The sequence below is a fragment of the Nocardiopsis sp. NPDC049922 genome (genome assembly GCF_040660275.1).
Taxonomy (GTDB): domain Bacteria; phylum Actinomycetota; class Actinomycetes; order Streptosporangiales; family Streptosporangiaceae; genus Nocardiopsis.
In genome coordinates this window covers 17,560-32,423 of record NZ_JBFAME010000007.1, presented here as the reverse complement: position 1 = coordinate 32,423, position 14,864 = coordinate 17,560, and the positions used below count along the sequence as shown (strand labels likewise).

General features: G+C 70.9%; 16 protein-coding genes and 1 pseudogene. 7 read left to right on the top strand and 10 right to left on the bottom strand.

Annotated elements, in window-relative coordinates; genetic code table 11:
* Positions 1–8: 8 nt before the first annotated feature.
* Together AB0I72_RS14775 and AB0I72_RS14770 are read right to left on the bottom strand one after the other, a co-directional pair.
* Positions 9–179, bottom strand: a complete 171-nt coding sequence (locus AB0I72_RS14775) for a DUF397 domain-containing protein (RefSeq protein ID WP_358567734.1) — start codon at positions 177–179, stop codon at positions 9–11.
* Positions 176–982 (bottom strand): helix-turn-helix transcriptional regulator, encoded by an 807-nt coding sequence (locus tag AB0I72_RS14770; protein WP_358567731.1) that lies wholly within the window; start codon positions 980–982, stop codon positions 176–178. The genes AB0I72_RS14775 and AB0I72_RS14770 overlap by 4 nt, the downstream gene beginning before the upstream one ends.
* A gap of 373 nt (positions 983–1,355) precedes the next feature.
* On the opposite strand from AB0I72_RS14770, the gene AB0I72_RS14765 reads away from it, so the two are divergent.
* On the top strand, positions 1,356–1,823 hold the full coding sequence (locus AB0I72_RS14765; protein WP_358567728.1) for an ATP-binding protein: 468 nt from the start codon (positions 1,356–1,358) through the stop codon (positions 1,821–1,823).
* 37 nt (positions 1,824–1,860) lie between these two features.
* On the opposite strand, the gene AB0I72_RS14760 is transcribed toward AB0I72_RS14765, so the two are convergent.
* Positions 1,861–3,042, bottom strand: coding sequence for a DUF418 domain-containing protein (locus AB0I72_RS14760; protein WP_358567725.1), 1,182 nt, complete (start codon positions 3,040–3,042; stop codon positions 1,861–1,863).
* A 125-nt stretch (positions 3,043–3,167) separates the two neighbouring features.
* On the opposite strand from AB0I72_RS14760, the gene AB0I72_RS14755 reads away from it, so the two are divergent.
* Positions 3,168–3,800, top strand: coding sequence for a TetR/AcrR family transcriptional regulator (locus AB0I72_RS14755; protein WP_358567722.1), 633 nt, complete (start codon positions 3,168–3,170; stop codon positions 3,798–3,800).
* Positions 3,801–3,900: 100 nt separating this feature from the next.
* Here the strand turns inward: AB0I72_RS14755 and AB0I72_RS14750 are convergent, their stop codons facing one another.
* Positions 3,901–4,599 carry a metal-dependent transcriptional regulator gene (locus AB0I72_RS14750; protein ID WP_358567719.1) on the bottom strand — a complete coding sequence of 233 codons (699 nt, stop codon included), beginning with the start codon at positions 4,597–4,599 and terminating at the stop codon, positions 3,901–3,903.
* Positions 4,600–4,767: 168 nt separating this feature from the next.
* On the opposite strand from AB0I72_RS14750, the gene AB0I72_RS14745 reads away from it, so the two are divergent.
* Positions 4,768–5,211 (top strand): SRPBCC family protein, encoded by a 444-nt coding sequence (locus AB0I72_RS14745; RefSeq protein ID WP_358567716.1) that lies wholly within the window; start codon positions 4,768–4,770, stop codon positions 5,209–5,211.
* Between the two features lie 27 nt (positions 5,212–5,238).
* On the opposite strand, the gene AB0I72_RS14740 is transcribed toward AB0I72_RS14745, so the two are convergent.
* Positions 5,239–6,168, bottom strand: a complete 930-nt coding sequence (locus tag AB0I72_RS14740; RefSeq protein ID WP_358567713.1) for an alpha/beta hydrolase — start codon at positions 6,166–6,168, stop codon at positions 5,239–5,241.
* Between the two features lie 127 nt (positions 6,169–6,295).
* Between AB0I72_RS14740 and AB0I72_RS14735 the strand changes: the two genes are divergently transcribed.
* Positions 6,296–6,625: a helix-turn-helix domain-containing protein gene (locus AB0I72_RS14735; RefSeq protein ID WP_358567711.1), complete on the top strand. Its 330-nt coding sequence runs from the start codon at positions 6,296–6,298 to the stop codon at positions 6,623–6,625.
* Between the two features lie 53 nt (positions 6,626–6,678).
* Here AB0I72_RS14735 and AB0I72_RS14730 read toward each other — a convergent pair whose 3' ends face one another.
* Positions 6,679–6,885 carry a hypothetical protein gene (locus AB0I72_RS14730; RefSeq protein ID WP_358567709.1) on the bottom strand — a complete coding sequence of 69 codons (207 nt, stop codon included), beginning with the start codon at positions 6,883–6,885 and terminating at the stop codon, positions 6,679–6,681.
* A 111-nt stretch (positions 6,886–6,996) separates the two neighbouring features.
* Between AB0I72_RS14730 and AB0I72_RS14725 the strand changes: the two genes are divergently transcribed.
* The gene (locus AB0I72_RS14725; protein WP_358567707.1) at positions 6,997–7,908 is read left to right on the top strand and encodes a LysR family transcriptional regulator; all 912 of its coding nucleotides are present in this window, start codon (positions 6,997–6,999) and stop codon (positions 7,906–7,908) included.
* 282 nt (positions 7,909–8,190) lie between these two features.
* The gene (locus tag AB0I72_RS14720) at positions 8,191–9,990 is read left to right on the top strand and encodes a 5'-nucleotidase C-terminal domain-containing protein (RefSeq protein WP_358567704.1); all 1,800 of its coding nucleotides are present in this window, start codon (positions 8,191–8,193) and stop codon (positions 9,988–9,990) included.
* Positions 9,991–10,097: 107 nt separating this feature from the next.
* Here AB0I72_RS14720 and AB0I72_RS14715 read toward each other — a convergent pair whose 3' ends face one another.
* Entirely contained in the window at positions 10,098–10,718 is a 621-nt protein-coding gene (locus tag AB0I72_RS14715) for a TetR/AcrR family transcriptional regulator (protein ID WP_358567701.1), read from the bottom strand.
* A gap of 123 nt (positions 10,719–10,841) precedes the next feature.
* Here AB0I72_RS14715 and AB0I72_RS14710 point away from each other — a divergent pair, with 123 nt between their 5' ends.
* Positions 10,842–11,507, top strand: coding sequence for a DUF998 domain-containing protein (locus AB0I72_RS14710; RefSeq protein ID WP_358567699.1), 666 nt, complete (start codon positions 10,842–10,844; stop codon positions 11,505–11,507).
* Between the two features lie 76 nt (positions 11,508–11,583).
* Here the strand turns inward: AB0I72_RS14710 and AB0I72_RS14705 are convergent.
* The 3 genes and pseudogenes from AB0I72_RS14705 to pabB form a co-directional block, all read right to left on the bottom strand.
* A pseudogene (locus tag AB0I72_RS14705) lies at positions 11,584–11,916 on the bottom strand (VOC family protein); the annotation flags it as partial.
* Positions 11,917–12,040: 124 nt separating this feature from the next.
* A complete protein-coding gene (locus tag AB0I72_RS14700) occupies positions 12,041–12,646 on the bottom strand; it encodes a DUF4291 domain-containing protein (protein ID WP_358567696.1) in 606 nt (201 codons plus the stop codon).
* A 97-nt stretch (positions 12,647–12,743) separates the two neighbouring features.
* Positions 12,744–14,774, bottom strand: a complete 2,031-nt coding sequence (gene pabB / locus AB0I72_RS14695; protein WP_358567693.1) for an aminodeoxychorismate synthase component I — start codon at positions 14,772–14,774, stop codon at positions 12,744–12,746.
* Positions 14,775–14,864 lie beyond the last annotated feature (90 nt).

The window sequence follows — 14,864 nt, the reverse complement described above, 5'->3', positions numbered from 1 at the left end:
GACTGCCCCTAGCGGGTTCGGACGGAGACCAGGAGCGCCGCCCATTCGGCGGCTGGGACCTCCAGGTGGCCGAGCTCCCGGTACTGGCTGTCGCGGACCGCCGTATGCACACCCTCCGACACCTCAACGCAGTTACCACCGGTTCCATCACTGTAGGTGGACTTGTGCCACTCGTTCATACCGCCAACTGCTCCTTCGCATGGTGGATCATCTCAAGGGTTGACCTGGTCGTGAGGGCCTCAGCCTGCATCGCGCTGAACAAGGTCGACATTTCGGCAACCGGGTCTGCCTTGTCCACGATCTCACCCCCTCGTGCGGTATCCAGGTAGAGTGCTGATCTCTTGTCTTCCAACGTGACGATCCGGTACGGCGCGCACAATCCCGGATGGTTGTCAAGGGGTAGGACCTGGAGTCGGATGCTACCGCTTTCTACCAGGTTGCTGATCTGAAGGAGCTGCTCGCGCAGGATCCGTGGAGAGCCGATGGGGCGCGACAGCACTATCTCGTCGAGTACGAACCACAGGACGACGTTGCGCTCCTTCAGCTCACCGATGCGCATTATCCGTGCCGTCACGAGTTCTTCGACTTCGTCATCGCTGGCAAGAGGGAGTCGAGCTCGGATCAGGGTTCGCGCATATTCGCTGGTTTGTACCAAACCGGGCACCAGGATGGACTGGTATTCCCTGATCATCCGCGCTTTGCGTTCCATCGCGAGGGCGTCACGAAACTCGTCGGGGACGCGCCCCTCGCGCATCGTGTCTTTCCAAAAGGCCAGCAGCTCGCCTCCAGTTGCATAGAGCTGCTCGAATTTGTCCACATGATCCCTTTTGGGAGGGCGGACGGCGCGCTCGAAGTTGCCCACCTGTGCTCCGGTGACTCCGAGTCGCTTGCCCACGTCTGCCAGAGAAAGCCCCAGCTCCTTGCGCAGGCGGCGCAGTTCCTTGCCGAAGGGGACCCACTTCTTCTTCTCGTCGAGGGGCATGCTGACACATTACAACTTTGTGCAACATGCTGCTACCGAAAACTTATTTCTCGAACAGTTTCGACGTTGCTATAGACCCTCTGACCTGCGGTTGTGCATAGTCGTCATCAGCACCTCACGGTGCTCACCCGGCCCAGCCCCCTTGGGTCGGGCGCGCGCCACCGAGCGAACCGGCGATGAACCGGCTCCGGGGGGACGGTGGCGCGGGCCGCCTCGCCTGAGAGAGGGCGAGGCGGCCACCACCGCCTCCGCTTCGCCCTTCGGTGGGGAAGGGCGAAGCGTAACAAAAGAGACAAAGCCAGAAAAGCCCCGGCGTCGATTCGACCGACCCGGGGCGCGGTCCCACTTCCAGCGAAACAGAAAGGAAAGACAAATGCACTGTACCGCCCCGATCCCCGAACCGCCACGGCTCCCCAAACGCCAGTGCGGAACCTCGACGATCTCCCGTCTCGTGGTCGGCTCCGAACCCGGCGACGTCGCCGTCGCACGACGCTGGTCCGCCCAGGTGTCGCACGCCGGAGTCCGCCTGGCGCGGGACGTCGCGACGGTGGTCTCGGAACTGGTCACGAACTCGCACCGGCACACCGCCTCGGGGCTGCCCGGCGGAAGCACGCGCGTCGAGATCGAACGCACGCCCTTCCAGGTGGTCATCCGCGTGAGCGACGACGGACCCCGACCCGGTGAGCAGCACATCCCCTTCCCCCGGATGACCGACCCCGAACCGCTCGCGGTCGGCGGGTACGGCCTCCGCATCGTCGACACCCTGGCCCTCTACTGGGACTGGGCGGGCGACGCCGGAGGACCGCTCACCGTCCGAGCGGTCCTCGACCGGAGCCCCTAGCCGCCCGGTGCGTGTGCGGCACCTCGGTCGTGGGAGGTCAGGCCCGGCCGTAGGTGAGGCGTCGGAGCAGCCACTCGGCGGGGCCCTGGCGGTCACCGGCCCGGCGCATGAGGTCGGCGATGACGACGGTCACCAGCCACACCGCGGCGCCGACCCCCACCGCCTGCGCGTCGGAGAGGGACCCCATCACCCCGAGCGCGTAGCTCGGCATGAGCACAGCCCAGGCCACCGACTGCAACAGGTAGCACGTCATGGAGCGGCGGCCGGTCGCGGCGAGGGCGTTGACGACCGGTCCGCGCCGCTCCCCCAGTCGGCACGCGACCAGCGCGATCAGCGCCGCGTAGCCGAACCCGCCGAAGTAGCCGACCAGCAGGTGCAGCCAGAACACGAACGGCTCCGCGGCGGCGGGCGCGTTCCAGACCTCGATGTTGATCAGCGCCTGCGGGAGCGCGCCGAGCACGGCGGCCGTGATGCCTCCCGCGGCGAGACGGCGCAACAGGGAACGGTGGCGGTCGGGCTCCTCCAGCAGCCGGCGTCGGGCCGCCCACACACCGATCATGAACGGGAAGACCGAGATCACGACCAGCAGCGGCCCCAACACCGCCCAGGAGACGACGCGTCCGACGGCGTCCGTGAGCGGGGTCGCCGGTCCGGCGGCCGCGCCCTGCTCGGCGAAGGCGGAGAACACCGCCGTGTTGACGAACGCGTACACCAGGCTTCCCACGGTCATCCACGTGAACGCGTGCGTGAGCAGCCGCCGATCGGTGAACCGCAGCACGGCGGTGAACAGCAGTGCGATCAGCCCGTAGACGGCGATGATGTCACCGAAGAAGACGAGCACGGTGTGCGCCAGGCCGATGGCGACCATCCAGCGCCCGCGACGGCGCAGCAGTCGGCGCACCCACGGCCACTCCCGGCCCTCGGCGGTCCGGCGCAGGTAGATCCAGGTCAGTCCGTAGCCGAAGAGCGCCGCGAACATCGGGTAGCCGCGGTTCTCCGCGAACAGCGCCATGGCGGCGGTGACGACGACGTCCAGCGGCCCGTCGAGGGTGAAGGAGGACGACCCGTCGGCGGCGAAGCGGAACAGATGAGCGTGGACGGTGGCGATGACCAGCAGCATCAGACCACGGGCCAGGTCGGGGGCGAGGGAGCGGGAGGAGCCGGATCGGGGCGCTCCGCCCGGGGGCGACACGGGGTCGACGGTGGTGGGGTCGGACATGGCGGCCTTTCGGGACGAGGGGGTGGGCGCGCGGAAGACACTCACACGCGTTTGAGATACGGAACCGTATCTCAACTTCGGAGTGTAAGATACATGAGCGTTTCTAAGAAAGGGTGTGGGGCCGCATGGGTGACCGGAACCGGCCAGCGTCAAAGGACTCGGAGGGGAACGCGCCGCCGCGCGCCACACGCCGCCGCGGTGAGGACCTGCTGAACGCGATCTTCGCGGCCGTCATCGCCGAGACGGCCGAGGTGGGTTTCGAGGGCCTCACCATGGAGGGCGTCGCGCGTCGGGCCGGGACGGCCAAGACCTCGCTCTACCGCCGCTGGTCGTCGCCGGAGGACGTCCTGTTGGCCGCGCTGTACCGCGTCTACCCGGTGGAACAGGCCTCCTTCACCGCCGACGACCTGCGCGGCGACCTCGTTCGGGCGCTACGCCTGATGCGTGACGAGATGATGTCCAGGCCCGATCTGGGAGCGGCGGTGGGGTCGGTCCTGGAGGCCGCCCGACGCCGCCCCGAACTGCACAAACGCCTGTACGAGGAGGTGTTCGACGCTCGCGGCGGGCGTTTCACCCGCACCGTGCTGACGCACTACGCCGACCACGGGCGGGTCGACCCCGCCAAGCTCACCCCTGTGGTCGTGGACATCGGGGAGGCGCTCCTGCTCAAGCGCGCCCTCGACGCCATGGAGCTGCCCGACGACGACTACATCGACGCCATCGTCGACCAGGCGATCCTGCCCGCGCTGGGTGCCTGAGCGGATCGGACGCGAAGAACCCGACCGGGCTCCAGCCGATGCGGTCGTGCCGAACGGTCCTTCTCGCCGCGTCGGCGTTCGGGGCCAGCGCCTCCACCCTCTACTTGGCGTCCGGGGAGATCCACAGCGCCTCGGCCGCCACCAGGCCGAGGGCCTGGGAGCGCTCGGGCAGCTCCTCACCGGGGCGCACGGTGATCTGGATCGACCCGGCGAACGGCTGGCGCTCCACCACCTCGACGGACATGCCGATGCCGATGTCGATGTCGGCCAGGTACCGCAGCAGGTCGGGATCGTTGTCGTTGACCCGGACGATCGCCCCGCGCGTGCCCTCCTCGGCGTCCGACAGCAGCAGCGACTCGCGCTCGACGATGTCGCCGTCGCGGGTGGGGATCGGGTCGCCGTGCGGGTCCACGACCGGGTCGCCCAGGTGGGCGGCGATGCGGTCGACGAACTTGTCCGAGACGACGTGTTCGAGGATCTCGGCCTCGTCGTGCACCTCGTCCCAGGAGTAGCCGAGCTCGGCCACCAGGTAGGTCTCCAGCAGCCGGTGCCGCCGCAGCACCGACAGCGCCGCCTTGGTCCCGGCCTCGGTGAGGCTCACCGCCCCGTACCGCTGGTGCTCGACGAAGCCGAGTTCGTTGAGCTTGCGGAGCATCCCCGACACGGACGAGTTGGACACCGACAGCCGCTCGGCCATCCCGGAGATGGTCACCGGTCCGGTGCCGCGCTCCTGGAGGTCGTAGATGACCTTCACGTAGTCCTCGGCCGAGGTGGACGGCCTGGTCGGTGTGTTCCCCATATTCGTCACCGTATCGCGGTCGGTGCCCGGGTGCCCACGTCCACGCGCGGCCTGTGGACGACGGGGGGCCGCCGGGTCGGCACCAGGCCCGCCGCCTGCCGGGAGACGACGTGTCGGCGCGGTAGGTTGGGGGCGTCGAGCCAGGCCTCTGCCGAGGGGGACCCCGCCGTGGTGGACGTGCTGACCGAGACGGTGATCGACCGGCCGCGGGAGACCGTCGCCGCGTACGCGGCCGATCCCGGCAACGCTCCCGAGTGGTACGCCAACATCGAGTCGGTGGAGTGGCGGAGCCCGCCCCCGGTCGCGGTCGGCTCCCGACTCGCGTTCGTCGCGCACTTCCTCGGCAGACGGCTGGCCTACACCTACGAGGTGGTCGAGCTGGTGCCCGGGGAGCGGCTGGTGATGCGCACGGCGCAGGGGCCCTTCCCGATGGAGACGACCTACACCTGGGCCCCGGAGGGTGCGGACCGCACGAGGATGACCCTGCGCAACCGGGGTGAGCCGAGCGGGTTCGCCAAGGTCACGGCTCCGGTCATGGCGGCCGCGATGCGCCGCGCCAACACCAGGGATCTGGCCCGCCTCAAGGAGCTGCTCGAACGGCGAGGCGGGTGACCCGGCGGCGCGTCGCGGCCGCCCGTGTCAGTCGAGGAAGGCGGTCAGGGCCTCGATGACGGCGTCGGGCTGTTCCTCCGGGAGGTAGTGGCCGCACTCGCTGATCTCGACCACGGTGACGTCGGTGCCCTTCGACGGCATCGTGTCGCGGAGCATGGCGTGGTTGCTCTCGTCCCCGCCGAGGGCCAGGAGCGGTACCGTCAGCGGCTCGTAGGTGGCCTCGTCCGCGATGTCCTGGTTGAAGGCCTGGTACCAGGCGTTGCCCGCCCGGATGGCGTCGGCGTCGTCGTAGGCGCGGGCGTAGACCTGGCGGGAGTGCTCGTCGATGCTGGCCGGGTCCTTGGTCATGTAGTCGAAGAGCCAGTCGATCAGGAGCCGGGCACGGCCGTCGAGCAGCCGCTCGGGAAGGCCCCGGACCTGGTTGAAGGCGAACCACCACAGGTAAGTCTGCGCGCCGGCCGCGATGTCGGAGCCGACGTGCTGGTCGGGGGCGGGGAGCAGGCTGAAGGAGGACCAGCCCGCGTCGGGGTGGGGGACGTCGAGGAGGGCGATCCCGGTCGTGGCCTCGGGGTGGTTGGCCGCGAAGGCGTGGGCGACCATCGCGCCGATGTCGTGGCCCGCCACGCTGACGGCGTCCAGACCCAGGTGGCGGACGAGGGCGTGGAGGTCGTTCGCCAGGGTCTTCTTGTCGTAGCCGTCCGCGGGCTTGGCGGAGCCGCCCATGCCGCGCAGGTCGACGGCGATCACCCGGTGGCGGCGGGCGAGCGCGGGCATGACCTTGTGCCACTGCCACCAGGTCTGCGGCCATCCGCCCAGCAGGACGAGGGGCTGTCCGCTCCCGCCCTCGACGTAGTGCAGGCGGGTGCCGTTGACGTCGGCGTGGTGGCTGGTGAAGTCCCCGTCGAGCGAGCGTGCGAGGGCGGCGTCGTCCAGCGGTGCGTCGGGGCGTGTGTTCATGGGCATCCTTAAAGTTCGTATGTACGAATTTTTCGTACAATCGGACAGTACGAGATCTTCGTACGATCATGGAAGGCCTGTCAAGTCGAGGCGGCGGCCTTGTACGAAAATCGCGTACAGTTGCCTCGTGGCCGTAACGCACCATCCCGCAGCCGGAGAGATCGAACTCGTCGACGTGCTCGCCGCCCTGGGGCATCCGGTCCGCATGGGCATCGTCCGGGAACTGGCCTCGGGCGAGGAGAGGTTCTGCGGCGAGATCATGCCCGACGTGCCCAAGTCGAGCATGACCCACCACTGGCGGGCCCTGCGGGAGAGCGGGGTGATCCGCCAGCGCCGCGACGGGCGCAGGCTCTACCTCACACTGCGCCGCGCCGACCTGGAGACCCGCTTCCCCGGCCTGCTCGACGTCGTCCTCAGCGGGGAGCCGGAGGCTGAGCCCGCCCGGGAAGGCGGGTAGCGCCGGTCCGGCTCAGGCACTCCACCGACGATGCGCTCAACGGGCGCCGCCCGTCAGGTCGAGCAGCGCGAGGAGGCTCCGTCCGGGCTCGGCCGCCCGCGCGAGACGATCCGGACGCCGCTCGCGCCGATCTCGCGGATCTGCACCGAACCGCAGGCGCACCGAACCCACACGGTCATCCCCGCGGCCGTGGCGTGCCTGGACACCACGCTGTACGGCTGGGAGTCGGGCCATCCGCAGTGGGGGCAGTGCGTCGTCATCGGGCACCTCTCGCGTCGATTCGCCGTTCGTCGGTCCACGTCCAGCATCGACCCACCCGAACATCAAGGTCCAGGTTGTGTTTCCGAACGGAACCTTGAAGAATCAGCTACATGATCGACCTCAGGCGCCTCCGCATCCTGCGGGCCGTGGCCCACTACGGAACGGTCACCGCCGCCGCGCGGGCCCTGCACTTCACCCCCTCCGCCGCCTCCCAGCAGATCCGCCAACTCGGCCGCGAACTCGACGTCACCCTGCTCGAACCCCAAGGGCGGGGCGTGCGCCTCACCCCCGCAGCACGGACGCTGCTCGCCCACGCCGACGCCATCGAGGCGCGCTGGGAGCTCGCCGAGACCGACCTGCGCGGCCGGACCGACGAGCCCGCGGGATCGCTGCGGGCCGCGGCCTTCCCCGTCGCGCTCTCCCGACTGCTCGCCCCCATGGCCAAGGCCCTGCACACGGCCCACCCCCGTCTGGCCGTCAGCCTGACCGAGGCCGATCCTACGGAGTGCCTGAACCTGCTCTTCCAGGGCGCGGTCGACCTCGCCGTCATCGAGGCCGCGCCCAGCATCCCCCCGGTCACCGACCGCCGGTTCGACCAGGTGCCCCTCCTCGACGACGTCCTCGACCTCCTCGTCCCCGACGACCACCCGCTGGCCGCGCGCGCCACGGTGCCGCTGGCCGAGGCCGCCGAGGAGCCGTGGGTCCTGCCCGTCCCTGGCACGACCTGCCACGCGCACGCGATGTCGGCGTGCGGGGCGGCGGGTTTCAGTCCGCACGGCGCGCACCAGGTCCTGGACTGGGGCGCGATCGCGAGCGTCGTCGCCCAAGGGCTCGGGGTGGCGCTCGTCCCCCGCCTGGCCGAGTTCTCCCCGGGCCTGCCGGTCACGCGCGTGCGCCTGGAGGGCACGCCCGCCCCGGCCCGCAAGCTCCTCACCTGCACGCGCGAGGGCGGGCGCGCGCGCCCGGCCGTGGCCGCCGCGGTCGCCGAACTGGAGCGGATCGCCCCGGCCGTGGTCGCCTAGGCACTCCGTCGACGTGTTCCGGGCGCCCCCGTCGTCCGGGGGTGAGGGCTCCGGCGACCAGCGGCATCGGCCGTCGCGCAGGGCCGCGGAAGCCTGGTCGCGGGCCTGGCCCATGGCGGTCGCGAGTTCGAGGCCCCTTCCGACCGTCCATGCCCAGCGGGGCGCGTGCACGCGACGGGTGCCGAACGTGCACCGATCGTTAACACGCGCTCGCTTCCACACCACTCCCGGCGTCCCTACCCTGGGTGCCTCCCGAGCCCCCACACCCCGGAGGTGCACCCCATGGCCGAGGACCCCCGTATGTCCCGACGCGGCGCCATCGGCGCGCTGAGCGCCGCGAGCGCGCTGGCCGTCGCCGGATGGCCCGACACCGCCGCCGCCTCCTCGGCCAGGGACGCCCTCATCACCGTGATGGGCACGTCCGACCTGCACGGCTACTGCCTCAACTGGGACTACTTCCGCGACGCCGAGTACGCCAACGGCGCCGGTGACCACATCGGCATCGCCAAGGCGTCCAGCCTCATCGAGCGGATCCGCTCCGAGCGCGGCCGGAGGAACACGCTCCTGTTCGACTCCGGCGACACCATCCAGGGATCGTCCCTGGCCACGTACTACAACACCGTCGAGCCGTTCACCGAGACCGGCGAGGTCCACCCGATGGCGCGCGCGATGAACGCCGTCGGATACGACGCGGTGGCCCTGGGCAACCACGAGTTCAACTACGGCATCGACCACCTGGCCGCCTGGATCGAGCAGATGGACGCCCCGGTCCTGGGCGCCAACGCCGTCCACCACGGGACCGACGAACCCGCCTACCGGCCCTACGTCCTCAAGCGCATGCGTGTGGACTGCGCGAACAGGCGCGGGAGGATTCCGCTGGTGGTCGGGGTGCTCGGACTGACCAACCCCGGTGCGATCCTGTGGGACAAGCGCCACGTCGAGGGCAAGCTGGAGTTCCGCGACCTGGTCGAGTCGGCGGCCCACTGGGTGCCGATCATGCGGGCGCGCGGCGCGGACGTGGTCGTGGTCAGCGCCCATTCCGGCGACAGCGGCACCTCCTCCTACGGAGACGACCTGCCGGTCGAGAACGCGTCGGCGATGGTGGCCGAGCAGGTGCCCGGGATCGACGCGATCCTGTTCGGACACGCCCACCGGGACGTCCCCGAGCGGTTCGTGACCAACCGCGTGACGGGCGAGCGGGTGCTCATGTCGATGCCGTCGTACTGGGGGCGGCGGCTGTCGGTGATGGATCTGGCGCTGCGCCGCGAACGGGGGCGCTGGCGGGTGGTGGCCAAGAGCGCGGTGGCGCTCAACGCCAACACCGTGGAGGAGGACCCGCGGGTCGTGGCGGCGGTGGAGGCCCAGCACGCCACGACGGTGGCCTACGTGAACCAGGTGATCGCGACGTCGGTGGAGGAGTTGAGCGCGGCCGAGGCCTGCTGGCGGGACACCGCGATCCTCGACTACATCCAGCACGTGCAGATGGAGACGGTCCGTGCCGCCCTGCAGGGCACCCCCGAGGGTGACCTTCCGGTCATCTCGATCGCCGCGCCGTTCAGCCGGTCGGCGGTCTTCCCCGCCGGGGACGTCTCGATTCGCGACATGGCCGGTCTGTACATCTACGACAACACGCTGCTGGCCAGCGAGCTCACCGGCGCTCAGGTCCGCGACTACCTGGAGCACTCGGCGCGGTACTTCGCCCGCCTCGCCCCGGGCGAGGCCGTCGACCCCGAGGCCATCACCAACGCGGGCGGGACCCCCGACTACAACTTCGACCAGGTCGCGGGGCTGGAGTACGAGATCGACATCTCCCGTCCGGAGGGCGAGCGGATCACGTCGCTCACCCTGAACGGGCAGGAGGTGGCCGACGACCAGCGGTTCGTGATGGCGGTGAACAACTACCGGCAGTCCGGGGGCGGGAACTTCCCGCACATCGCCGCCGCGCCGGTGGTCTACAACCGTCAGGCGGAGGTGCGCCAGGCGCTGATCGACTTCGCCACCGCGAGCGGGACCATCGACCCGGCGCAGTTCCACGCCGTCAACTGGCGTCTGGTGCGGGAGGGCGTGCCGGTCTTCGACTAGCCTCCTCCGCTCGACCCCTCGGCACCGCCCCGCACGGGTGGGTCCGTGGACCGTTGAACCGGGGCACGGGCCGACCCGCACACCCGCCTGGGGTGTCCGGCGAGCGGTCAGCGGTAGGCGCCGAGGAAGGCATGGACGCCAGCGGTGGCGTAGCGGTCGAGGTCAGCCTGGGTGTGCTGGGGGGCGCCGTGGAACATGGCCTGGTTGACGGGGATCCACAGCAGCAGTCCGGAGAAGTGGTTCGCGGCCAGGAGAGGGTCGTCGATCCGGAGCAGTCCGCGGTCGGCCAGGCGCTGGAAGGTGGTCGCCAGGGTGGCCAGCACCCGCTCGAACCCCCGCTCGTACCAGGCGGCGCCCAGCTCGGGGAAGATGTCGGCGTTGGCGATGATCAGGCGTCGCAGCTGGAGGACCTGGGGCTGGGTGAGGGTGCTCAGGAACCGGTGGGCGAGCCGGGTCAGGTTCTCCTCCAGGGTGTCGGCCTCGGCGGGGATGTCCGCCACCAGGTCGATCATGGCGTCGACTCGGTCCGTGGTGGACAGGACGACCTCGGAGAACAGCTTCTCCTTGTCGGTGAAGTGCTTGTAGACGGTCTGCTTGGACACTGCGGCCAGCTTGGCGATGTCGTCCATGCTGGTCCCGGGGTAGCCCTTCGCCATGAACACCTCGGTCGCGGCCGTCACGATCGCCTGGTGTTTGCGTGCTGACCGGCCCTGGGCGGTGTCTGCCACGTTGCCTCCCTCAATTTGAGTACTGGACAGTCTAGTTCTTGTTCGGGTACCGTACCGTCCAGTTCCCAATGAGTACTGGACCGTCCAGTACCAAGCGAGCTTCTCTCGTCAGGAGGACCCCGCATGTCCCAGACACCCAACGCCCCGGAGACCCCCGCTTCCACCCCTGTTCCCGCCCGTTCCCCGCAGCGGTTCCTGCTGGCGGGCGGTGTCGTCGCGGGTCCCCTGTTCCTCGGGGCGGGCCTGCTCCAGGGGCTGACGCGTGAGGGTTTCGACTTCGGCCGCAACGCCCTCAGCCAGCTCAGCCTGGGCTCCCTGGGATGGATCCAGATCGGGGTCTTCCTGGTCACCGGCGCGCTGCTCATCGTCGGCGCGGTCGGAACGCGGCACGTGCTGCGCGGAGCGCCCGGCGGCACCTGGGCGCCACGGCTGATCGGTGTGTTCGGCGCGTCGTTCCTGGTCGCCGGGGTCTTCACCGCCGACCCCGGCGCCGGGTTCCCCGTCGACACACCCGAGACCGCGGTTCCCGTCCTGAGCGCGCACGGCGCCGTCCACATGTTCGCCGGGATGATCGGCTACCTCGCGCTGTGCGCCACGTTCCTCATCCTGGCCAGGTACTTCTCCGCCCGCCAGGAACGACGCTGGGCCCTCGCGTGCCGCCTGGTGCCGGTGGCGGTCATCGCCGGGTTCGCAGCCTCCGGCGCCAGCGTGGCGGCCTTCACCGCTGGAGCGGCGATCGGGCTGCTCTGGCTCAGCGCTGTCCTCGTCCACCTGTCCCGGCGACCGTAGCCGCCCCCGCCCGCCAGGACGTGCCCGACGACCCTCCCCCGCATCGGGTCGGCACGACTCCGCGTCAGGCCGGGGTGAGGACGCGGAACTCGTTGCCCTCGGGGTCGGCCAGGACCGTCCACGGCACATCGCCCTGGCCCAGGTCGGCGGGCGTCGCTCCGAGATCCGTCAGACGCGCGACCAGCTCCGTCTGATGAGCCACGGAAGTGGTGGCGAGGTCGATGCGCACACGGTTCTTCACCGTCTTGGGTTCTGGGACGGCGACGATGTCGAGGCAGACGGCGACCGGGTCCGGATAGACGAAGCCCTCGGGTTCCAGGTTGGTCACGCCGGGTCCCTCGCTGGAAACACCCCAGCCGAACACCTTCGCCCAGAATCCGCCGAGCGCGGAGTCATCCTGAGCGCTCATATGAATGTGGACAAGCCGAGTCGCCATGCCGCCGAGCCTATGCCCGCGCGGATCAGGAAACCTATCCGCATCCACCGATGATCCCTGCCCGGCGGCTCGTGGCGGCCCCCAGGGAATCGGCCGGTCACCGAACCGAGGCGGGGGTCAGATGGTCCAACAGGCGGCCGGGCGCCGGGTAGGGGCGCTCCTCGGGCAGCAGCGCGGCGGCGTCGTCCAGGTCGCCCGCGCGCACCAGGGCGTGGACCTCGTGGGCCAGCGGTGTGACGTCGGTGATGCCGACGATCCACCCGTCGGCGTAGCGGTGGGAGGCCTCCCCCGACAGCCCCAGCTGGAGGGACCGGTGGTCGAGGGGGCGGAGACGGAGGTCGCGCTCGGGGTCCCACTGCACGCGCGCGGGGCTCGCGCGCAGCCGCTCGCGCCAGGCGTCCTGGTCGGCGTGTACCCGAGGGTCGTGGTGGGACAGGCAGGCGTTGCGCAGCGCCCACTCGAAGCCCTCGCGGGAGATCTCCACCGCGAGGACGGTCTCCTGGTTCTCCTTGAGTCCCCACCCGCAGCGGTACATCATCCACAGGAACGAGGGCTTCACCCAGGTCATGCGCCCCCGCTTCCAGGAGGCCGGGAAGCGGCCCTCGCGGGCGGCGGGCACACCGATGGAGGGGTGGTAGGCCTGGTAGACGGTGACCGTCGTGTCGGTGCACCGGGCGCGGATCTGGTGCCGGGGAATCTGCATGGCCGACAGCTTCGGGGGTGTCCGCCCACCGGGGCAAACCCTTTTTCGGCTCAGCGCACGACCAACGTCGACACCCGGTCTGGCACGGCCGCGCGGGTCATCGGCCGCGCGCCGGGACGGCGGCCTTGAGCAGCATCTCCTCGTACTCCTCCTCCGGGTCGGAGTCGAGCACGATCGCGCCGCCGGCCCCGATCGTCAGCTCCCCGTCGGCGCGCACGGCGGTGCGGATGACGATGCTCAGGTCGGCGGTCCCCGAGTGGGACAGGTAGCCCAGCGCCCCCGAGTACACCCCCCGGGCCGAGGCCTCCAGCCCGTCGATGATCTCCATGGTGCGCAGCTTGGGCGCACCGGTCATCGACCCGCCCGGGAAGCAGGCGCGCACGGCGTCGAGGGTGCTCACGTCCGGCCGCAACCGTCCCCGGACGGTGGAGACCAGCTGGTGGACGGTGGCGTAGGACTCGGTGTACATGAACGCGGGCACCTCGACGCTGCCGACCTCGCACACCCGCCCCAGGTCGTTGCGCAGCAGGTCCACGATCATGAGGTTCTCGGCGCGGGTCTTGGCCCCGGTGCGCAGGTGTTCGGCGGCGCGGCGGTCGGCCTCGGGGTCGGCGTGGCGGGGGGCCGTGCCCTTGATCGGGCGGCTCTCCGCCACACGGTCGGCGTCCACGCGCAGGAAGCGTTCGGGTGAGGCGCTCAGCACGCTGACGGGGCCCAGCCGCAGGAGGGCGGCGTAGGGCGCGGGGCTGGCGGCGCGCAGCCGCCGGTACACGTCCAGGTCGGGGTCGGCGGAGTCGGGGAGCCGAACCCGGTTGGTCAGGCAGATCTCGTAGCTCTCCCCCTGGGTGAGGTGGCCCAGGCACTCCTTGACGTCGGTGACGTAGCCCTCCCGGGGCCGCTCCAGGTGGGCGTCCAGGTCGACGGGCGGCGCGGCGGGGGCGGGCGGGGGCAGTGCGGGCAGGGCGGTGAGCGCGTCGAGGGTGTCCCGGGCCCACGCGAGGGCGTCGTCGGCGTCGTCGTGCACCACGTAGGTGCGGTTCGCGGCGTGGTCGACGGCGACGAACCGGTCGCAGCGCATCCACACGGCGTCGGGGGTGGGCGAGGTGTGGGCGGTGGCGGCTCCGCAGTCGGCCTTGAGTTCGTAGCCGAAGTAGCCCACGTAGCCGCCGGCGAAGTCGAACGGCAGGCCGGTGGGGGCGGTGGGGCGGGTGCGGCGTTCGAGCGCGTCGAAGACGGTGCCGGGCTCGCGGTGCTCGGCGCCGTCGGCGTCCCGGACCCGGACGGCGCCGTCGCCGACGCGGTAGGTCAGGGTCTCGCCGGTGGCCGCCCCGAGGAAGGAGAAGCGCGCGGGCCCTTCGGGGCGGGAGCTGTCCAGCCAGAACGCGTACTCGGCGTCCCCGTACAGGTGGGCGAAGGCGGCCTCGGTGTCCACGGCGCGGTCGAGGACGTGGGCGCGCGGCGCGGGACGCTCGGGGGTGGCGGGTCCTCGTTCCGGGGCGGTGCCGGTCGGGACGGGCGGCGCGGCGGGTGTGCCCGTGGCGGCCGTCGCGTGGGGGCGGGCCAGACGGAGGAAGTTGGCGACCAGGTCGGCTCCGGCGTCGCTGGCGACCGACTCGGGGTGGAACTGCACGCCCCAGCGCGGCAGTTCGCGGTGTTCCAGACCCATGACCACGCCGTCCTCGGCCCAGGCGGTGGCGGCCAGGTGGGCGGGGAGCGGTTCGGGGACGGCCAGCGAGTGGTAGCGCACGGCGGTCAGGTCCTGGGGCAGTCCCTCGAACAGGCCGCGACCGGTGTGCCGGACCCGGGTGAGGTGGCCGTGGCGCGGGACGGGCGCGGCGGTGACGTCGGCTCCGGCCAGGTGGGCGATGGCCTGGTGACCGAGGCACACGCCCAGGACCGGCAGGTGGGTGTGGGCGAGGAGTTCGGGCACGCGGCCCAGGTCACGGGCGTTGTGCGGGCGGCCGGGGCCCGGGGAGACGACGACGGCGTCGAAGGCGCGGGGGTCCAGGTCGTCCCAGCGGGCGTCGTCGTTCGTGACCACCTCGGGGGACTCGCCCAGGACGCGCGCCAGCAGCTGGGAGACATTGAAGGTGTAGGAGTCGTGGTTGTCCACGAGGAGAACGCGCATCCCGCCCTTTCCTTCCGGATCGCGACTCCCCAGGTTACGGCGGTTCCTGGAGCGCTCGACGACGGCCCCCGGGGCCGGTGGGGTCCGGTC